The following is a 19,591-nucleotide window of genomic DNA, read 5'->3' on the forward strand; positions in this document are numbered from 1 at the left end:
GGTGGAGCTGGGGTGGGTCGGGGCTTACTTGGGTGTTCTAGTCGTGCGTGCAGCAGGCACAGGACCCTTTCGCGGGCGTCGATTCCGCCTCTGCTACCGGACCTGCTGTGGTTCTTGCCGCAGCATCCGGTCCGGTGGACCGGGCTGTCAGCGTCAAGGGCCCACCTGCCTCGGGAATGATCACCGCTGCAGCGGTCGAGGTTCCTGAAGTGGTAGAGCGTGTCGGGGTGTCGGGGCTGCAGCACGGGTCCGTGCCGCCGCCGGGCGCACTCTCACAGGTGTCAACGCTCTCATCGGCGTCGAGGTTTCCGAACGATGGTGCGCAGCAGGAGTCGCCCTTCCACGCTTCGCGGCCTTCCTTGATCGCGACGGCGGCGATGACGAGGGCGGCGATCGGGTCGGCCCAGGACCAGCCAAGGGTGCTGTTGAGCAGCAGGCCCACCAGCAGGACACCGGACAGGTAGGTGCAGAGCAGGGTCTGCTTCGAGTCGGCCACGGCAGAGCGGGAGCCCAGTTCGCGTCCGGCGCGGCGCTGCGCCCAGGACAGGAACGGCATGACCGCCAAGCTGACCGCGGCAAGGATGATCCCGACCAGGGAATGCTGGGGGTCGGACGCGCCGAGCAGGGTCCGAACGGCATCGAAAGTCACGAACGCTGCGAGCCCAAAGAACGAGAACGCGATCAGGCGCAGCGCGGTCTTCTCGCGGGCTTCCGGGTCCCGGCCGGCGAACTGCCACGCCACGGCCGCGGCGGAAAGGACCTCGACAATCGAGTCCAATCCGAAGCCGATCAGAGCGCTCGAGGATGCGATCGTGCCGGCACTGATCGCGACGACCGCTTCGATCACGTTGTAGGTGATCGTCGCTGCCACGAAAAGCCGAACCCGCCGCGACAGGATGGCCCGCCGCTCCACGGTCGGCGCAGAGCGCGTTGGCTGTACCGATGCGGGTGAGGTGTGGGTGCTCATCAGCAGCAGGCCTTCCCGGTGACGTGATTTGCTGTGGTGGTGCAGCAGCATTCGGCATCAGCGACCGCGACGACGTCCAACAGAGCAGTCAACGCGACGCCCAGCTTCTGATCGGCCAGCTCATATCGGACCCGACGACCTTCAGGAACAGCGACAACCAGCCCGCAGCCCCGCAGGCAGGTCAGATGATTCGACAGGCTCTGCCTGCTCACGCCAGCCAATTCCGCCAAGTCGCTGGGGTATGCCGGGCCCTCCCGCAGGGTCAGGAGAACCTGCGCCCGGGTCGAATCCGATAGGGCGTACCCGAACTTCGCGAGCACGGCTGGCTGCAGTAAGGTCTTCACCCCCCAAATAATACACTGTCGTATGTACTGATGAAGGGCGGGGAATGGGGTGCGTCGGTGGCTCCCCTTCTGGTCTGTGCGGCGCCGGTCGCGCAGGCATGCCGCCCTGCTGCGCCGCCCCCTCGGTGCGCCTTGCGCCGACGTGCAGAACCGAAACGGACGGGATTGGACTGGGCTGTGCCGTAGTGCGGGCGGTCCGCACCGCGTTCCGGAACGAAGAGACTGCATCGGCCCAGCAAGGTGGTGACGGTAATGAGTGGCGGTAATGTCAGCAGGGCATGAATGAGTGATGGTGACGGGAAAGGACGGCGGCATGCAGGTGACTGCGGCAGCACGCCTTGTCCGGTCCATCATCGTGACGTCCTGCATGATGTCCCTCGCGCTCGGCGCGCACCTGGTGGGTGGAAGCTCCCTCCCCCCGTGGCCCCTGCTCGTCGGACTGACAATGTTCGCCCTGATGCCCATTGCTTTCCTGGCCGGACGACGGCTCTCTCTTCCCGTCCTGAGCGGCCTGCTCGTGAGCGGGCAGGTCCTTCTGCACCATGTTTTCGAGATGCTCTCCAGCCCGGCAGCCTGCGCACCCCAGGGCGTGCATGGTGCCGGGACGGATCACGCGGCCGTGATGATGCAGTGCCCTCCCGTCGGGTCCACGTCCGAGCATCTTGTCCCGCATCTGGTCGACAGCGGCGCGGCGCCGATCATGGTGATCGGACACCTGCTGGCCGTCCTCGTCATGGTGTGGATCCTCTCCCGCGGTGAGAATGCTTTCTGGTCACTCCTTGCCTGGCTGCGCCCCCTGATCGGATTGCCCTCCCCGGAACCGGTGACTGGGCGGCCACAGCTGCCCGAATACGCCGAACGACCCATCACTCCCCCCGCCCGACGCAATGTGCCTGCCGATGTGCGACGAGGACCTCCGGAAATCATGCCCCGGAAAATGGCGCTCGGCTGATCCTTCGCGCACGCATGTGCTGGATCGGTTGCCTGTGCAACCCCTACAATCCATCCCTGCTCAGCGCCCGCGACCCACCTGTCGCAGAGGCCCACGAAAGGCACACCCCATGCTTGCTGCACACAGCACGCCCCCGCCCATCGGCCCGTCATCCGATGGCACCGCTCCTGCCCACACTGCCCGCACGGCCCGCCGGACTCTCCGCGGTATCGCCGCTTTCGCTGCCACGTCGGGCTTGCTGCTCGCCGGTGCCGGCGCCGCGTCCGCCCATATAAGCGTCGACCCGACCTCGACAACGGAAGGCGGCTACTCCCAGCTGACGTTCAGCGTCCCCAGCGAATCGACCGACACCACTACAAACATGATCGAGGTCGCGCTTCCCACCGACACGCTCTTCACCTCCGTCCGCGTGAAACCCGTCGAGGGATGGACCTCTGAAGTGATTCGGGGCGATCTGCCCGAGCCGGTCGAAGTTGACGGGGCGACGCTGACCGAGGCGCCGCTGACCGTGATCTGGACAGCCACGGACGAGGAGCACCAGCTCAACGCCCAGCAGTACCAGACGTTCTCGCTCTCTGTGGGGACACTGCCCGAGGCTGGCACCACGGTAGAACTTCCCGTCACGCAGTCCTACGCGGATGGGACCGTCCGCGTCTGGGACGAACCGGCCGTCGATGGCGAGGAGGAACCAGAAAACCCGGCTCCCTCTTTCGTCACGACTGCATTCGATGGCACGGACTCCCACGGAGCGGCCAGCACCGAAGCCACCGATAAAGCTGTGGCGGGCATCAGCCAGGTCGGCACCGAACAGGCCTCCACCATGACCGACACCTCGGGCACCACCCTCGGCTGGATCGGCCTGGGCGCCGGCGTCCTGGGGCTCCTCGTTGGCGCGCTGGCATTGGCCCGCACCCGCGGTCAGCGCCAGAACTAACAACGCGAGACACCAGGGTGGGGTGCCGCTCCCACGTCACCCCACCCTGATGTCGCCCGGAAGGAACAGTCATGACAGCACAAGCACACACCACCCCTCTCCACCAGATCTCCGCCTCCACCTCGACGTCCCCCTCCACCTCGACGTCCCCCTCCACCTCTGAAATCCGCTCGACCGCTCAGCGTTCACGGAGGCTTTTCGCACGGATAGCAGCCCTGATGGTGGCCTCGGCCTCGCTGCTGATGGGACCGGTCGGTGCGGCGACCGCGCACGATGAGCTCACCGCCAGTTCCCCCACAGCCGACGCGACCGTTGACGTGGCTCCCACCGAAGTCGTTCTCACCTTCACCAACCCGCCCTCGGGCATCGGAGTGGATATCATCGTCTCCGACAACACGGGCATTGCCTGGTCAGAAGGCCCCGCCAGGGTTGTGAACAACACGGCAACCCAGGCCCTGAAACCGGGTGCACCGGCCGGTACCTACACAGTGCAATGGAGGGTCGTGTCCTCCGACGACCACCCCATTGAAGGGACTTACTCCTTTACGAGCACCACCGCCCCAGCAGGAGCTGAAGACAGCGCCGAACCAACGGGTGAGTCAAGCCCTCCAGGCGCAGAGACCGAAGGCGGCGCGGCGGCGTCACGACAGGCAGCCGACCCTGCTGGTTCCTCGGCCGGGCTACCAAACTTCGTCATCTACCTAGCCGGTGGCGGCGTCCTGATCGCAGCCGTCCTGGCGCTGCTCACGCGGCGCCTCCTGAACCAGCGATGAAATTCCGCGCACCCGACCGCTGGGGCCTGCTCCCCGTCCCACCCCTTGGCTTGAAAACGGGAAGCAGGCGTCAGAGGCATCTCCTAAACATCCGTATGCAGCACCTCCCCACCCACATCACTGCCTGAAGGTCACCCACCCTGTGAATATCGAAATCCTCTTCGCCCGGACGGACCCCGACATGGTGGAGCTCCGACAACGGACCGAACGGTCCCTGACAGATCTCGCGCCCTACGCCGATATCACCCTCGTGCGAACCGGCGCCCGGAAACCCCCGTCCAGGCCTGTTGCGCAGAACCTGCCAGCACTCCTTATCGATAACACGGTCGTTGCGGCTGAACCCTCCGATGCGCCTGAGTCCCCCACCCCGGCCACCGCCGGCCCGGCTGACATGACCAGTTCGCATGTCCCCAGCTCGTCCATCTCCGAGCGTCCGATCCCGAGCCAGCAGCAAATCACCGCGCATCTCGCCCAGGCGCTGCTCACTGCCGGCCCGGGGACAATCAGGTTGCCCCTGGTGCACCGCAGGGTCGTGGCCATCGCACTGCTGCTCATGCTCGTAGGTGCGCTGTCCTCACAGTTCATTGCGATCGGTCCGGTGCTCACCTTCACCGGACTGCTTCTGTTGCCTGTCGGGTTGGCGACCAATGGCACGCGGTCCCGCCGACAACCACTAATGCTCTTAGCCGCCGCAGCCGCGATCGCCAGCGCTGTGCTCCTTCTGGGGTACTTCAGCCCGCTGCTCTTGAGCGGCACGGACTCCGCCGAGCCTCCAGCCTCCGCCCTCTTCTACGCCGCACTGACCTGCCTGTGCCTGGCCTGGGCGGCCGCCCTCGCGGCGCTTCTGGCCCGCCGGCGCCTACGGCAACAGCTCAAGAATCGACTGCTGCGACGGATCACTGGCCAAGACGGAACTACGTCGGAAGGATAAGGGGACATCCCATATTGCTATCATCGTCACTTAACGATATAAACGTCAGATGACGATCAATTACGAGATGCACCAGCACGAGGATGTGGCCCGTATATTCCGTGCCCTGTCGGAGCCTTCCCGGTTGACGCTGATTCATTGCCTCGCTGATGGGCCGCACCGGGTCGGTGAGCTGTCGGCGCACCTCGGTCTGGCGCAATCGACTGTGTCGGCGCATCTGGCGCTGCTCAAGGACGCGGGGCTGGTTGCGGCGACCCCCGATGGACGAGCGACCCTGTACCGGCTGGCCCATCCCGGCCTCGATGATCTTCTGCACGCCGGCGAACGCCTCGTCACCCCGGGCGCACAAGACGCGCACCACCAGGGACACCACGACGACCCATTGGTGCCCGTTACGGACACCGCGTCCATAGGGCGCCGCCCCGCAGGAGAAACCGCTCTTCCGGGGCCTGTGGTGTCGGCATGAGTGCCGGGCATGATGGTCACTCCGGACATGCCGGTCATGATGACCGGTGTGCTGGCGGAAGCGCCGGCAAGGGTGACGGCAAAAATGGCGGGCATGGGCACTCGCATGGCCTGACAGTGGGAGGCGCCCATCGGGGCCGGCTCGTCGCTGCCCTGGCTATCACGCTCTCGGTCATGCTGATCGAGGTGGTGGGCGCTGTCGTGTCCGGGTCTTTGGCCCTGTTGGCTGACGCCGGACACATGCTCAGTGACTCCTTCGGCCTGGCGATTGCTATTTTCGCCACGTGGCTCGCGGCCCGCCCGGCGACGGAACGACGGACCTTCGGGTGGAAGCGGGTAGAGGTCCTCGCGGCTCTCGTCAACGGCCTCGTCGTCGGCGTCATCGGCGTTTTGATGCTGATTGAAGGGACGAAGCGTTTCCTGACGCCCGTGGAAGTCGACGCCCCCATCATGCTCATCGCGGCGGCTCTGGGTCTGATCGCGAACTTCTTCGCCCTGCGGCTGCTCATGGGAGGGCAGAAGGAAAGCCTCAATGTCCGCGGCGCGTACCTCGAGGTCCTGGGCGACATGCTCGGATCCATTGCTGTCATCGTCGCGGCCCTGGTCATCGGGCTCACCGGGTTCGCGCGCGCCGATGGCCTGGCAAGCATCACCATCGGCATCCTGATCCTTCCCCGAGCCTATAGCCTGCTCAAGGCTGTAGTTCTGGTGCTCCTGGAGGCGACACCGGAGGAAACAGATCTCGCCGAGGTACGTCGACACATGGAAGAAGTATCCGGCGTCGTCCTTGTGGATGACCTGCACGCCTGGACAATCACCTCAGGCCTGCCAGCGCTGACCGCCCACGTGCAGATCGATTCTGAAGCGTTCACCAGCGGCCGCGCAGAACGGATTCTGACGGAGCTCAACGCCTGCATCAGCGAACATTTCGACATACGGCACTCCACCCTGCAACTTGAGCCAGCCACAGGCCGCCACGACCACTGCTAGACACACCGCAGGAAGCGATTCCTCGTTTAGCGGGCGGTCGTGCCCGAGGACTGTCGGACCCAGATCCGCTGTGCGTCCGGGATGCTCAGGCGCACCGCAGAACGTGTGCCGGACGGTTCGGCCGAAATGGTGAGGTCATACTCGCTTCGTTCGTGCACGGTGACGGTGCTGCCCGGGCGGATATTGTTAGCCGCCAACAGCCGCAGCAATTCCGGTTTCCTGTCGTCGATACGCAGCACAGTGCCCTCCCGGGCGGGTCCAAGATGTTCCAGCAGGACGAACGCCAACACCGGCGCGTTACCGAACGCGTCAGGGATAGGGTCACCATGCGGATCATGGGAGGGATACCCCAGACGCTCATCGATCGCGCTGAGGAGGCGGTCCGAGACGGAATGCTCGAGGAGTTCGGCTTCATCATGAACCTCGTCCCAGGAGTAACCGAGATCCCGGACAAGCCAGGTCTCGATAAGCCGATGCCGCCGCACCACAGCAATCGCGCGGGCGGTCCCCTCCTCCGTGAGGTTCAAGGGCCCATACGGAACGTGGTCAACGAGCCCAAGAGCAGCAAGCTTTTTCACCATGCCGGTCACCGACGCCGGAGCGACCGCCAGCTTCGATGCCAACACTGAAGGAGTGATGGGCTCGTCCTGCCACTCCGTGTGCTGATAAATGGTCTTGAGGTAATCCTCGACCGCCGCGTTAGGCAGGGTTCCTTGGCGCTGTGTCGTCATTAGTAAACAGGTTCCATGTCATGAGCTGTCGGGGGCTTGGGCGGACTGTCAGTGGACTGCTGTTGGCCGATCTTGGCTGCAGATGAGAGCCTGCCGCCGCACCCAACAGGCTACAGGGGGCGCATCCGGCCTGCTTCAGCGGTCCGATCGTCGACGTGCGATCCGAGCTCCCACCCATCAGGGGCGCCAGCCACACTGCATCAGGACCGGTCCAGGCCGGAGGCTGCCCGGGCGGCGGAACGCCCCGGGTTTCACAATGTGGTGCCGATCTCTGTGGTGCCAATCTCGCGGCGGGGTTATCCGCTACCCGGTGAAGACCAGGTAGAGCAGTGTCAGATTCAGTGTCACCAGCAGGGCTGCGACCACGGCGCCGACCAGGGTCGTCCACCACCTGTTCTGGTGATCTCCCATCACCTCGGTGCGCGTACCGAGGTAGACCAGGGGAATCAGGGCGAAGGAAATGCCGAACGAGAGCACTACCTGACTGAGGATCAGCGCCTGCGTCGGGTCGACCCCGAAGGCAAGGATCAGCAGAGCTGGAATGAGGGTAATGATGCGCCGGGTGGTCAGGGGAATCCTCACCCGCAGCAGCCCGTGCATGATCTCGGCTCCCGCATATGCGCCGACGGAGCTCGAGGCCAAACCCGACGCGAGCAACCCGATCGCAAAAAGCGTAGCGATGACAGGTCCGAGGACCTCGGCGATCGCTCCATGGGCGCCCTCCAGCGTGCCCGTGTCGTCGCGGCCCTGCAGGGACGTGGCAGCCAGGAGCAGGATGGCGAGGTTGACCGCGCCCGCAATGGTCAAGGCGATGGTGACATCCCAGCGGGTAGCGCTCAGCAACCGTGGCACCGCCGACTGGGGGCGCCGTGGAAAACGGTCGCGTGCCAACGCTGAATGTGCGTAGATCGCATGCGGCATGATCGTGGCACCGAGGATCGACGCGGCCAGGAGGACGGACTGGCTGCCGTCAAAGGCCGGCAGGAGACCAGTTGCGACGTCGGTCGGTTCCGGTGGGCTGAGGAACACTCCCGCCGAGAAGCCGATCGCGACGATGAACATCATCGAGATGATGAGCCGTTCAAAGACCTGCTGCCTGCCGTGGCCCTGGAGCTGCAGGACCGCGAGGGACACCACCCCGGTGATCAGCCCGCCGACCACCAGGGGAAGATCGAACAGGATGTTCAGGGCGATCGCTCCGCCGAGGATCTCGGCGATGTCCGTCGCCATGGCGACCAGCTCGGCCTGCAACCAGAACCCGCGTCGCGCCCAGCGTGAGCCGATCCGCTCCCCCAGTATCTCCGGGAGGCTCTTGCCGGTGACGATGCCGAGCTTCGCGGAGAGGTACTGCACGAGCCAGGCCATGACGTTACCGAGGATGACCACCCAGACCAGCAGGAACCCGTAGATCGCCCCGGCGGTCATGTTGCTCGCGACGTTTCCTGGATCGAGGTAGGCGACACCGGCCACCAGGGCGGGCCCCAGCAGCCATATCGTCCTGCCTCCATTGAGGGGTGCCTCTGGGAAAGGACCGGCCTCGAGGGACTCCCCGGAGGGGATCGGTGTGGAACGTTGCCGGAACATGACCCGACGCTAGCAGTTTTAGCCGTGCCTAAAAAGGGTTTGGCGCGGGAAAACTTTTTCCTTACCGGTACTCGTCGTTCCTTGCTTCCGTTCGATCAGGGAGTTCTTGTCGGTTCCACAAATCGCACCACTGGCCCGCCAGGCAAGATGTTCTCCTGGAGAGGATGGACCCCTGGGTCAGGAGCAGGTGGTCCTGTCGATTGTGATGTTCAGGTCATGGGGCACGGAGAAGTCTCGGCCTGGTGATGAGAATTCGACGATGACGTCGTCGGCTGTGCCACGCTGTGCATTATCTTCAAGCGCCACGGACACCACAATGTTGATGTGCTTGTCCGGTTCGAATTGGTACCCGACGGCCGGTACTGGTTCGACCGTGAACGTACTTGGTTCGGAGGCGGTGGGCGTAGGGGCCGGGGCGCCATGGGCTGCTGGCGCGTGCTCGCTTGGTCCGGCAGCGGGCGCACCGTGATTTCCATGACCCTCGCGGTTGGCCGGGGCAATCATGGCGCTGACCTGCGTTAGCCCCTGAGCATCGCCGAGGCTTATGTCGTCAAAGGTGAAGGTCTCAAGCGTGGGATTGTGCAACATGATCGTGTACTGGAGGAAGCTGTCCTTTGGTTGCACACCGCACAATGTGGCGCCGTCGACCCCAATGTTCAGCGGATCGTCGTCGAGATCCTCGCTAATGAAGGATGCCGCGGACTCCCCTGCAGTATTGCCTGGTGTGCCTTCCGCGCCTGAAGCATCAGCGGCCCGCTGATCTTCTGACTGACCACTATTGACGTTCAGGGGATTCTGTTCCACCGCACCGCACCCGGTGAGTCCTCCGGCCAGAACGAGCCCTGCAACGAACCAGCGCAAGGAAGTGTGCTGTGCTTCCATGATGCGTCACACGCCTTGAGGGTAGCCGGGGCCCATGGAGCTGCCATGGGTACTTTCTCGTGTGATTCGAAGCACTCTGCCTGAAGGCTTGGTCTTGCTCATGACTGTCACCCTGGTCAACCCTCTTGAAGGATCACGAATGAGTCCGCGACTGCGCGGAGTGGTGAGGCAGAAAAAGCGCCGGACGTCGGTAGCGGAGGAAGCCGCGCACCGTCGTCCGGCGCTATGGATTGTGTGTTTGCACGCAACCCACATCACTCGCACATGAGGATGATGCTGACAATACAGCCTCTTTCTAGGTCGGGGCTGTGAATCACGGCACCGGCTGGCTGTGTCAACCGGCCGATCCTCGTGACAATGGTCCTCCCCCCTACTCCTTAAACCCTCGAGCTGCAAAAGACGGACAGAACTTGCCACGCACAGGCCTATGCTCAACCAAACGGGCGGTCGGGCCGTGCGTGACCCTTCGAGGAAACTGAAAGAACGTACCCGCAACAGGAGGCAGGCCATCAGCTCGAGCGACAGCGATGCCCGTGACGCCAGTGACGTGGCGCCGTCCTCGCTTCGCCGACGAATGGGCGATCTGCTCATCAAGGTTGCGGAGCACGACGAAGTGGCCTTCGCCGACCTCCTAACCCTGATGGGTCCCCGGGTGGACACCCTGTGCACCCGGATGGTGCTCAATGAGCAGGTCGGCCGCGAAATCACCCAGGACGTCTTCCTCGAAATCTGGCAGAAGGCACACACCTTCGATGGTGCCCTGGGAAATCCGGACACGTGGGTCACGATGATTGCCTTACGTCGTGCAACGGACCGCGCCCGGTCCGAAGACCGGGCGAAAAGGCATGAAATGGACTACCTCACCCGCATGTACACCAGGGACTACGACCACACCTCCGAGACAGCCCTGGACCTAGTCGAGCAGCAGCGGGTCGGAGCATCACTGCAGCACCTCTCCCCCGCACAAGCCCATGCCATCACCCTGGCGTTCTATGAGGGGCTCACCTACGGACAGGTCGCGGCCCAGCTCGGCATCCCCCTGGCCACGGTGAAAAGCCGGATCAGGGACGCCCTGATTATCTTGCGCAGAATTCCCTCTCTCTCGGGTCTCCCCGCTGCACCTCCTAACCTCACTTCTCCATCCATCCATGCGCCCCAACCGCACGGCCGCGCGGGCCGGAAAAAAATAATCACCCCGCGTAGCAATCCGAATCCCTAAGTGGGTCGAATCACAACTAGACGTGCCCGCCAGGGTACGCGCTCACCGCACAGCGAAGGATCTACCTCATGAACAAGAAAATGCGGCTTCTTGCAGTCCCGACCCTCGCCCTTGGCGTCGTTGCCATGGCAGGGGCCCCCGCCATGGCCGCCGATGCGTCCTACTCATCGACGCTGGGCCAGCTCAATGGCACCACGGGCACCGGAACCGTCACCGTTGATGTGCAGGGCACCACCGCCACCGTTAACCTCCAGGTCAACGGTCTCGCCGAGACCTTCATGGACGGCCCCTACCCGCACGTCCAGCACATCCACGGCCTCGCCCTGGGTACCTGCCCGACCTCCGCTGACGACGCCAACGGCGACGGCATCGTGAGCGTCACCGAAGGTGCCGGCAAGTACGGTGGAATCCAGTCGACGCTGACCACCAGCGGTGCCACCGGACCTGAGGAAGGCCTCAACCTCGCGCTTGGCGGCCAGGGTGGAAGCTACACCATCCAGCGCAGCTTCGAAATCAACCAGGGCACCCAGGACGCCCTTGAAGCCGGCACCGCCGTCGTCGTCGTCCACGGCCTTGACCCCGCAACCGCCGGTGTCTCCGAGGAAGTCTTCAACTCCCCCAGCGACCTCGACCCCAAGCTCCCCCTCGGCGCCACCTCGCCGGCCCTCTGTGGAAACCTCGCAGCCCAGATGGGCGAAATGCCTTCCGGTGGCGCTGACACCGGCGTCGCACAGGACACCGGCAGCAACGTGGGCATGCTCGCCCTCGGTGGCGGCCTCGTCCTCGCCGTCGCAGCCGGCGGAACCTACGTCGTTCGCCGCCGCGTAGCCGACCAGGCATAACCTCCAAGCACAACGAACTGATCGGACAACATCCACATCATGATTAGTTCACCCAGCGACCGCCGTAGAAACCTTCTGGTTTCCACGGCGGTCGCCGCTTTAATTCTGACCGGATGCGGAACCAACACCGCCTCCGAAGGAACTCCCGCCGCGCCGCTCACAGCCACGGCAAGTCCATCCACTGCTGCGTCCACCCCGTCGGCGGCGCCCAGTGCCGCCCCGTCTGCAGCGGCCACACCGTCTGAAGCCGCACCCACCGCCGCCGCGCCGGCGGAACCGCCGGTGCTACCAGCGTCCAATCCCACATCCTTCTCGATCCCTGCCATCGGTGCTGGATCTGACCTCCTTCACCTTGGCCTGCGCGAGAACGGTTCGCTCGAGGTCCCACCAGACGGACCAGGCGCACCAGCGAGCTGGTACAACCAGTCCCCCACCCCAGGAGAACGCGGACCGGCCGTCCTGCTCGGACACGTCAATGCCACCGACGCCGGCCCCGGAGTGTTCGCCAATCTGCGCGCCCTCAAACCCGGTGACATCATCGAAATCACCCGAGAAGACGGCACGACAGCACGCTTCGCCGTCGACCGCGGCGAACAGTACCCCAAAGACAACTTCCCCACCCTGAAGGTCTACGGGAACACCAAAGGCTCCGAGCTGCGGCTGATCACCTGCGACGGATACGACCCTGCCACCGGACTCTTCGACGACAACTACGTGGTCTACGCCAAACGCGTCTGACATCCTCGGCGCCAAGCAGGCGCTCGACGCCGTACAACACCGCCCATCCCTCCCGTGCCTGTCCCTACTGTGCGCTGCGCCCACCGCGCTTGCCCTGCCCGTTATCGCGCCGAGCCAGGCAGGGCCGGTGTGCTTGGCTCGAGGCGCTCCTGCAACCGACACAACCATCCGAGCGAAATAGTCCACGGTACGATGTATTTGATGTGCCGGGATGGCACCATCTCGGGGCGGGACGCTCCGATAGACGACCCGTCCGGCGTCGGCGAACAGGTACACCCGTTCCAAACCGTCGGACGTGACAGGATCGGCACCTTTTCATGAACCCCTGGTTTGCAGCAATGATCCCCCTGGCCATCATCGTGGTGCTGGGTTTCATTGCCTTTTTCATCGGTTTCAAGGGCTACCTGTCGAACGATCGTGACGAGACCGATCGGGCTCCCGAGCCGTCGCCCACTGCAGGGAACGCCCCCGCCCCCCGGGCAGCGTCGGGTCCGAGCACGAGTGAACGAGCCAGACAACAGAATGTCCTGCGACATGCGATCGTCGCCAGCGACCGACTGGTATCGCGTGCTTCCCACGAGCGCGCGGTCCTGGTGCAATTCATCGACCTGTACACGCCCGGCACGATCTCCGTGCAGGAGTTTCTCTCCAACCTCCGCACGGACTACTCCCGACGCGTCACCTTCGTCGCACGCCACCTGCCCACGAACGACCAGGCGTACCTGGGTGCCACAGCCCTGGAAGCAGCCGACCGTCAGGGCTGCTTCCTTCCCTTCCTGGAAGCCATCACGCTGGGCCCGGACGCCCAGGAACTCCCCCGCATGCACACCCGCGTCACCACGGACACCTATCTGGCCGTTGCCCGTGAGCTTGGACTTAACAGCACACGATTCGAAGCCGACATGCGAAGCTCCGACGTGCAATCACTCATCGAGGCCGACAGGCTCGAAGCGGCACGCGTCGGCGTGACCCGAGCCCCCGCACTGATCCTTCTCGATGACCAGAACCAGAATACTTTGACATCACTGAATGACTTCCGCGAAGCTGTTCGACTCGTCGCAAGCTGACACTCCCAGGTTCTACGTGAAATCACCTTGCGAACGACCTAAATGGCGAGGGGTACTGCGCCGGCCGCACTGCCAGCAGGTCGACGTCTGTTATCGTCGCCGATCCTGACGCTCGGAGCGTTGCCTGAGCTGCTCAAGGTAAGCGTTATACGCATCGAGCTCCGGAGTTCCCTCCCGATTGTGCTTCCGGTCAGTGGCCCGTGAGGCCACCGTTTCGTCGCGTTGCCAGCGCACCATGATGATCAACAGCATCAGCACCGACGGCAGCTCCCCGTAGGACCAGGCTAGGCCGCCGGCGATGCCCTGGTCGGTCATCGGATCGACATCCCACCCCGGGGGTAACGTGCCGAAAAAGTCGACGACAGGGGTGGTCGCCATCATCAGGACGACGCCGAAGAACGCGTGCAGCGGCATTTCGGCGAAGATGTCGAGGAACCGGCCGAAGTGGGACTGCTTCACCGGCAGCGGGTCCGTGGATAACACGGGGACGGTGAAGAGCACCCCGGAAATCAGGAACAGCAGTTCCAGGGTGATGTGCCCGTACCAGGAGGGCAACATTGCGTCGGCGATACCGCTCAAATAGACACCATAGAAGCTGACGAGGAACACCGGGATCATGAATGCCGGGTGGAGGGCGATCCGGGCGGATCTCGAGCGCAAGCCTGCGTGGGCGAGCCGGAGGACAGATCGCCCGAGTCCACGGTGTGGCGTTGCACGCAGCAACAGGGTACCGGGGCGGCCCAGGACCAGAAGCGGGGGAACGGCCATCATGAGGGTCAGCTGCTGGAACATGAAGACGGAGAACATGCGAAGCCCGTAGCCCTCAACTCCTGCGCCCATCGTGATCATGATGATGATGCAGCCCGCCAGGAAGATCGCCGTCCGCCAGAGAGGCCAGGAACGGCCCATCGACCACAGGCGGATCGCGCCTGCCAGGTACAGCACACCCAGTACCAGAGCGATCGCGGGAATCAGCGGAATTGGTTGCAGGGTCGGCGCCAGGTAGGTCGCCCACGAGGGCGGGGCCTCCGGTATCCAGACGGGTCCACTGACCCACGGATCATTCACTGATGTACAACCATCCCAACTTCATGATCTCGCCACAGTCCCGCTTATCTACACTCAGGGGTCACATGCGGCACTCGGTGTCCCCTGCAGCCCCGAAAAAATGGAAGCAGGCACCTAATGAGCCATGCCAGCAGTCCGTGCCGGACCTCCAACACGGACCGATATCCTATCAGGGAGCGACGAGAGGGCAGTACAAAGACGAGCGGGCAATGAAATAGCGGTAAGCCCCCTCGTCCAGCATGCTCAGCGCTATCTCAGCTTGAGGGCAACCACTTCCCCAAGGGGTGAAGTTAGCCGGCGCCACGCACGAAGGTCGATCCGGCAAGGTCGGACAGGGGGTGCTCCATCATGAGGTTCGCACCATTCATGCCACCGCTGATGAACTTGCCGCCACCGACATAGATCGCGACGCGACCAGGACGAATCACGAGGTCACCGGGGCGGCGACGACAATGCAGTCCTGAATGGAGCCGATCTGGGAGTAGGCCGAAGCCACAAGAGCCGCGCCGACACCGCTGGCGGGAACATTCGGTGCTCCGGGAGCTGCCGGGGCGAATCGGGGCGACAGCGGCCGACCCCACGCCCCCATTTCTATGGAACTTTCGGATGACGAAGCCGCCATAATTGCGGATGCCGTTAACTGGAAGTTGCAGGCACTTGCGGATGGTAAGACTGCACGGAAGCGTGATCAGGTCCGCGATGCCATCAAGCAAGGATCTGCAAGCGCCGGATCACACCGAAAACGGTAGAGGTGTCGATCGATCGCACTCCAACGGGACTCGATGTGGACGCTGTTCAAGGTGCGGCACTAATTGGTAAACGCTGCATCTTTGGTGAACTACGTGGAAAGGCCGTTTCGACGGTGGCGCTACCGGTTCTCGTGTCCAAGCGCTGCTTCATTGGAGATAAGCGCTGAAACGGACTCCTTGCGAGGATGCTAGAGGAAGTTCCTGCTTGTCAGCCTAAATCGGTTAACTGCTTAGCGACCGGAGGAAATGGATGGTCGTTGCCCTAGCAGGCAATTCAAGGACTGATGCCGTGGTTGCTGACCCCCAGAGTCTCCAATACCTCTCGTCATTCTTACCCCACCGCCTTGAGCGCTTAAGACGGTGGAGTAAAAGCCGGTCGAGCCGTGTTTCTAGGCGGCAGATGCCTGCCGCCCGCAGGTATTCGCTGCTCAGTCTTAGCGATCCTGACCGTTCGCTCAGCTCATCCAGTGCGTTTGGTACTCCGAGTGGTGCTTCCACGAGAGAGCCATCAACTCGAGGATTTTGCGCGTGCAGTCCTGCTCCCCCGCGTCTTCCCCTGCCTCTTGGTGGTTCCGGTGGATGCTTTGCACGTGGGCAACCAGACGCTGCTTCGCGACGCAGTCCGCAATGACCTTCTGCGGGTTGTGGTTCACAATATGGCACGCTAGCGGGTCCATCAGCAGTTCATGCCCAGCCACGTCCAGTGGCCGATCGACGTCAGCCACGTGCCGGGTTTTGACGTGGGCTCCGAGGATGCCACCGACACCGGGATCGTGCAGTGCCTGATAGGCGAGGTCGTAATCCTCACCCACGCGGGCGAGGACGAAGGCAGCCAACTCGTCCATCCGCCGAGCCTACGGGTGGATGCTGGGACTACGCAGGGAATGAAGACAAGCCGCTACACCTGTCGTCGCATCGTTGCGTTGGGATGGTGAAAGCTCGCCCACTGGCGGACAACTTTGAGCCCGCTCCTGCCGCGCTCCACCCGCACGCAGGTGAATTACCCGCAACATTCCTTCGAACCTATGATCAAACTTCCCAATAAATAGACCTGCCTCGAGTTTCCGATCTGAACGACGATCGCCGGGTATAAGGAGAATTGGCCACGACAGCGCAACCGGTCAACATCACCAACCTCTGCTCGCGCTGTGCCGGCCCTTCCGGCTTCTACTCCGGAGCTCGGCTAACCACGACAAGCCGTTCGATGTCCTCAGGCCTGCGCTTTTCCTCGAACAGATTGCCAGCGCTGGTTGGCTCCTTCAACCCGGCCTGCGGCCACCGAGACACCGGCACTGGTCGTTCCGCAACAGCACTTAAGGTTGGCGCTGCTTGACTAAGCCAAGTGGGTCTCGCGCCACCGCACAGATTTCTATCCCGCGTAGAATTGCGGCTGGCGGACAGCCCCTGATCCGCTGGAAAGCTTCGAAAGTGGTGTGTGTGTTTCCTACCCTCAGCCTGGCCGCAGCGACGACACCGTCGGGTGACCCGACATTGAAACCGGGTCTGGACCCGGCGTCGGTGACCCCCGGCACGCTCGGCTTCCTGTCGACTCTTTTCATCGTCGTGCTGGTAATTCTCCTGATTCGAGACATGACCAGGCGCATCCGGCGGGTCCGGTACGCGGCCGAGGTGCAGCAGACCCGGACGCAGCGCGAAATGCAATCGACAAGCGAAAGTCTGCCCGCTGAGTCCGGTGAGAGGCCGGATCCCCTGCACGGCGCAGACGCTACTGATCCTCCCGTGCCCGGTGGTAAACACGGCCCAAACAACCGCTGAGCCCGGGAGGGAGAAGAGCAACCGCCCGTCGGACCAAGTCGATCCGACTGAACGGTCCCCCGCAACCAACCAACTCAGAAGTGCTCAAAGCCAGCTCACCGCGGTCACCCGCAGGCTCAAGGAAGGCGACGACTGCAAGGACGTCATCACTCAGTTCGCTGCAGTATCCAGGCCCTCGATCAGGCAGAATCCGCTCTCATCGCTGGTGATCTCAAGCAGCACATCGTCTGCTTTGTCCTTACTCCCTGTCTGGCCGGAGCTCGGGGAAACCGTGTGAGGACGCTACGTGCGCGCTGCTCGGGAGAGCGGCGGATCCCGAAGATTAGGCCTCTGAGGCTTTCCAGCGGCGGGCAACCATGAAGGAGCGGATTCCGAGCACTACGTAAACGATCAGCAGGACGAAGGTGATCGTGCTCGTAATCACAGCTGCAGGCCGCTCCGCCTCGCCGGCGAGGAGTGCGCCCAGCTGCATGACGTTCATCGTGGTACCGAGGATTCCAAGCACTGCCACGACCAAAGCGATGTGGACGCCAAGCTTCAGATTCTTCAGTCCGACTATGCCGGAGACCAGGATAACGGCTCCCAGGATGGCCGGAATCAACGCCGTCCAGCTGACGAATGCAGTCGCGATGTACGAGATGAGGCCGAGGACGATGAGGACGCCGCCGAGTCCGATGGTGATGCGAGGCATGCCGCTCCTTGAGCAGAGGGGGGCTGAGAGTTTCTTCTACACAGTGTAGTAGACACCGTGGCCCTGCCAGCGTTGTGGCGAAGTCAAGAAAGCGCTCCTGCGGAGAGCCATGCGCATCTGACTGCACGAGCATCGGCGCATCAGATATCTAAAATGCCCACGTGACAAAGGCCTGCTTACAACAGGTCATTGAGCACCGGGGTAGTAGAACGTTCTTTCATGGTGGACCTAGCACTCCCTTCCTGCATCAGGCAGACCCTCAGCACACCATCTAGCGCTGCCCGTCCTAGTCGAGCCTAGTCCTGCAGCATCAGGCCGCTCTCTGACCTGTAGCCTTGGAGGAAGCAGTCAAGGCCTCTTTTGTGCAGACGCAGCGCACTCAAGACGAGCCTAGTGGCCGGACCCGAAACGACCCGCAGGACCGACAGCTTTGCCGGCCGCTGTGCCCGGCGATCATTCTCGACCGTGCCCCGTCCCGGTATTCAGTGGCAACACTTTGGATTGGAGATTACGATGCAACCCACAACGGGAAAGCTGCTTGCCATCCCCGAGGTTCCGTCGCAGGTCCACAACCCTCCGGTGCCCTACGAGTTTCCCTACGCGGGCCGGTAGTGATGCCGAGGCTGGTGCTCGAACGACCCCTTCAAGTCCTTGTGGCCTTGTTTTTCCCCGTGATCGTTGCAGCTGGTGCGGTCCGGGCTGTGACGTCTTCGTTATTTCTTTGGATCGAATACCACCGCCCCGGTTTCCCCGCAGACAGTTATGGCTTCTCGACCGAGGAGCGCATGGTTTATGGCTCCTACACGCTGAATTATGTTCTGAACTTCGCACCTGCCGAATACCTGGGCGGACTTGTGAACGCCGAGGGAGACAAGCTTTTCCTTGCACGGGAAGTGGGACACATGACGGACGTCAAGGGCGTTCTCTCGGCCTCCTTCCTGATCGGCCTTATCATGTTCATGGTCAGCATCGCGGCATGTGTGTACTTGGCGAGATGTTCAAAAGGAGCGGTCCGCAGTGCCCTGTTCTCTGGAGCGGTGCTCACGTTAGTTCTTATCGTGGCCTTGACTATCTCCGCGATCCTGGGTTGGGAAGCTTTTTTCACGCAAGTCCATGCCTTGTTCTTCGCTGCCGGAACGTGGACCTTTCGTCTGGATGACACGTTGATCAGGCTTTTCCCCGAGCAGTTCTGGACCGACGCGGCTATTTCGGTCGCAGGCATCGTGCTACTCGTCACTACTCTCACCGTCGCTCTCGGCTGGCCTGTCGCGTCCCGTCGCCAGGGCGAAACTGAAGGGCGCCCGGTAGCGCATACAAAATGAACCACTAACTAGGCCGAGCCCTTGCGCGCTTCTCATGTAGTCAGTGGGTATGCGTGGGGACTGAAAATGCTATTCGAATCGATATTCAGCCCTGTAGACCCACGAGTTAAGGGGCGCCTGAGCGTCTGGTAACACAACATTTTGGGCGCACTGGATAGTTACTGTACCCCTGTTGACACAGACACGGTGCAGCCCAATGGGCACTTACGCACGGTGGGAAATGCCAGTGGTCATGTAGGCGCCACGGGGCGATGGTCGTTTTCTTCAGGTAGCGGGGGTAGGAACCCGGAACCGCCATTTACGATGATCGCGTGAGTCAAATCCTTAGTGCGGACTTGATACGTCTGGAGCATCCAAAGCTTCGGCGTCCGTCCGAGCAGTAGCTTCGGCTTCACGCTCTGCCCGGTCTGCCTGAAAAAGTGCCCGCATCACAAGATAGAAAATGGTACCAACGGCTGCCGACGGCAGCAGAACAGCGACGTATTCCATGCCCTAATACTACGGAGCAAGAACCCCCGGAGCAGGAACCCTGCAATGACGGCCCGACGCTGGGGGGGGGGGCGGCG

22 protein-coding genes are annotated in these 19,591 nt (G+C 63.0%); 14 read left to right on the forward strand and 8 right to left on the reverse strand.

Annotation, left to right across the window (positions count from 1 at the left end):
• Positions 1-37: 37 nt before the first annotated feature.
• Both ACX80P_RS15770 and ACX80P_RS15775 read right to left on the reverse strand, forming a co-directional pair.
• On the reverse strand, positions 38-967 hold the full coding sequence (locus ACX80P_RS15770; RefSeq protein WP_459279063.1) for a cation efflux transmembrane domain-containing protein: 930 nt from the start codon (positions 965-967) through the stop codon (positions 38-40).
• Positions 967-1,311, reverse strand: coding sequence for an ArsR/SmtB family transcription factor (locus tag ACX80P_RS15775; protein ID WP_104119128.1), 345 nt, complete (start codon positions 1,309-1,311; stop codon positions 967-969). Before ACX80P_RS15775 ends, ACX80P_RS15770 begins: the two co-directional genes overlap by 1 nt.
• A 313-nt stretch (positions 1,312-1,624) precedes the next feature.
• On the opposite strand from ACX80P_RS15775, the gene ACX80P_RS15780 reads away from it, so the two are divergent.
• From ACX80P_RS15780 to ACX80P_RS15805, 6 genes are all read left to right on the forward strand, one after another.
• The gene (locus ACX80P_RS15780; protein ID WP_133083283.1) at positions 1,625-2,263 is read left to right on the forward strand and encodes a hypothetical protein; all 639 of its coding nucleotides are present in this window, start codon (positions 1,625-1,627) and stop codon (positions 2,261-2,263) included.
• Positions 2,264-2,498: 235 nt separating this feature from the next.
• The gene (locus ACX80P_RS15785) at positions 2,499-3,197 is read left to right on the forward strand and encodes a YcnI family copper-binding membrane protein (RefSeq protein ID WP_459279064.1); all 699 of its coding nucleotides are present in this window, start codon (positions 2,499-2,501) and stop codon (positions 3,195-3,197) included.
• A 71-nt stretch (positions 3,198-3,268) separates the two neighbouring features.
• Complete coding sequence (locus ACX80P_RS15790) at positions 3,269-3,970, forward strand: copper resistance CopC family protein (RefSeq protein ID WP_459279065.1); 702 nt, start codon at positions 3,269-3,271, stop codon at positions 3,968-3,970.
• A gap of 142 nt (positions 3,971-4,112) precedes the next feature.
• On the forward strand, positions 4,113-4,901 hold the full coding sequence (locus tag ACX80P_RS15795; protein ID WP_459279066.1) for a hypothetical protein: 789 nt from the start codon (positions 4,113-4,115) through the stop codon (positions 4,899-4,901).
• Between the two features lie 49 nt (positions 4,902-4,950).
• Positions 4,951-5,367: an ArsR/SmtB family transcription factor gene (locus ACX80P_RS15800; protein WP_459279067.1), complete on the forward strand. Its 417-nt coding sequence runs from the start codon at positions 4,951-4,953 to the stop codon at positions 5,365-5,367.
• Between the two features lie 116 nt (positions 5,368-5,483).
• A complete protein-coding gene (locus ACX80P_RS15805) occupies positions 5,484-6,356 on the forward strand; it encodes a cation diffusion facilitator family transporter (RefSeq protein ID WP_258059169.1) in 873 nt (290 codons plus the stop codon).
• A gap of 26 nt (positions 6,357-6,382) precedes the next feature.
• Here ACX80P_RS15805 and ACX80P_RS15810 read toward each other — a convergent pair whose 3' ends face one another.
• The 3 genes from ACX80P_RS15810 to ACX80P_RS15820 form a co-directional block, all read right to left on the reverse strand.
• Positions 6,383-7,087 carry a metal-dependent transcriptional regulator gene (locus tag ACX80P_RS15810; protein WP_459279068.1) on the reverse strand — a complete coding sequence of 235 codons (705 nt, stop codon included), beginning with the start codon at positions 7,085-7,087 and terminating at the stop codon, positions 6,383-6,385.
• A 303-nt stretch (positions 7,088-7,390) separates the two neighbouring features.
• Positions 7,391-8,671 (reverse strand): Nramp family divalent metal transporter, encoded by a 1,281-nt coding sequence (locus ACX80P_RS15815; protein WP_459279069.1) that lies wholly within the window; start codon positions 8,669-8,671, stop codon positions 7,391-7,393.
• A 177-nt stretch (positions 8,672-8,848) separates the two neighbouring features.
• A complete protein-coding gene (locus ACX80P_RS15820; protein WP_459279070.1) occupies positions 8,849-9,553 on the reverse strand; it encodes a hypothetical protein in 705 nt (234 codons plus the stop codon).
• A gap of 427 nt (positions 9,554-9,980) precedes the next feature.
• On the opposite strand from ACX80P_RS15820, the gene ACX80P_RS15825 reads away from it, so the two are divergent.
• The 4 genes from ACX80P_RS15825 to ACX80P_RS15840 all read left to right on the forward strand — a co-directional run bounded on the left by ACX80P_RS15825 (position 9,981) and on the right by ACX80P_RS15840 (position 13,419).
• Positions 9,981-10,772, forward strand: a complete 792-nt coding sequence (locus tag ACX80P_RS15825; protein ID WP_459279071.1) for a sigma-70 family RNA polymerase sigma factor — start codon at positions 9,981-9,983, stop codon at positions 10,770-10,772.
• A 68-nt stretch (positions 10,773-10,840) separates the two neighbouring features.
• Positions 10,841-11,614 carry a CHRD domain-containing protein gene (locus ACX80P_RS15830; protein ID WP_104119118.1) on the forward strand — a complete coding sequence of 258 codons (774 nt, stop codon included), beginning with the start codon at positions 10,841-10,843 and terminating at the stop codon, positions 11,612-11,614.
• Between the two features lie 282 nt (positions 11,615-11,896).
• Entirely contained in the window at positions 11,897-12,352 is a 456-nt protein-coding gene (locus ACX80P_RS15835; RefSeq protein WP_459279073.1) for a class F sortase, read from the forward strand.
• A 317-nt stretch (positions 12,353-12,669) separates the two neighbouring features.
• A complete protein-coding gene (locus ACX80P_RS15840; RefSeq protein ID WP_459279074.1) occupies positions 12,670-13,419 on the forward strand; it encodes a DsbA family protein in 750 nt (249 codons plus the stop codon).
• A 90-nt stretch (positions 13,420-13,509) separates the two neighbouring features.
• On the opposite strand, the gene ACX80P_RS15845 is transcribed toward ACX80P_RS15840, so the two are convergent.
• Positions 13,510-14,487, reverse strand: a complete 978-nt coding sequence (locus tag ACX80P_RS15845; RefSeq protein ID WP_459279075.1) for a cytochrome c oxidase assembly protein — start codon at positions 14,485-14,487, stop codon at positions 13,510-13,512.
• A gap of 730 nt (positions 14,488-15,217) precedes the next feature.
• Between ACX80P_RS15845 and ACX80P_RS15850 the strand changes: the two genes are divergently transcribed.
• On the forward strand, positions 15,218-15,403 hold the full coding sequence (locus ACX80P_RS15850) for a DUF6993 domain-containing protein (protein ID WP_459269479.1): 186 nt from the start codon (positions 15,218-15,220) through the stop codon (positions 15,401-15,403).
• Positions 15,404-15,691: 288 nt separating this feature from the next.
• Here the strand turns inward: ACX80P_RS15850 and ACX80P_RS15855 are convergent, their stop codons facing one another.
• Positions 15,692-16,081, reverse strand: a complete 390-nt coding sequence (locus ACX80P_RS15855) for a DUF6221 family protein (RefSeq protein WP_459279077.1) — start codon at positions 16,079-16,081, stop codon at positions 15,692-15,694.
• 592 nt (positions 16,082-16,673) lie between these two features.
• On the opposite strand from ACX80P_RS15855, the gene ACX80P_RS15860 reads away from it, so the two are divergent.
• On the forward strand, positions 16,674-17,012 hold the full coding sequence (locus ACX80P_RS15860; protein ID WP_459279079.1) for a hypothetical protein: 339 nt from the start codon (positions 16,674-16,676) through the stop codon (positions 17,010-17,012).
• Positions 16,984-17,289, forward strand: coding sequence for a metal-sensing transcriptional repressor (locus tag ACX80P_RS15865; protein ID WP_459279080.1), 306 nt, complete (start codon positions 16,984-16,986; stop codon positions 17,287-17,289). Before ACX80P_RS15860 ends, ACX80P_RS15865 begins: the two co-directional genes overlap by 29 nt.
• A gap of 45 nt (positions 17,290-17,334) precedes the next feature.
• Here ACX80P_RS15865 and ACX80P_RS15870 read toward each other — a convergent pair whose 3' ends face one another.
• On the reverse strand, positions 17,335-17,703 hold the full coding sequence (locus tag ACX80P_RS15870; RefSeq protein WP_104119112.1) for a hypothetical protein: 369 nt from the start codon (positions 17,701-17,703) through the stop codon (positions 17,335-17,337).
• Positions 17,704-18,317: 614 nt separating this feature from the next.
• On the opposite strand from ACX80P_RS15870, the gene ACX80P_RS15875 reads away from it, so the two are divergent.
• Positions 18,318-19,025 carry a TIGR01906 family membrane protein gene (locus ACX80P_RS15875; protein WP_104119133.1) on the forward strand — a complete coding sequence of 236 codons (708 nt, stop codon included), beginning with the start codon at positions 18,318-18,320 and terminating at the stop codon, positions 19,023-19,025.
• The last annotated feature ends 566 nt before the right edge of the window (positions 19,026-19,591 follow it).

The organism is Arthrobacter arabinosi, assembly GCF_054511115.1.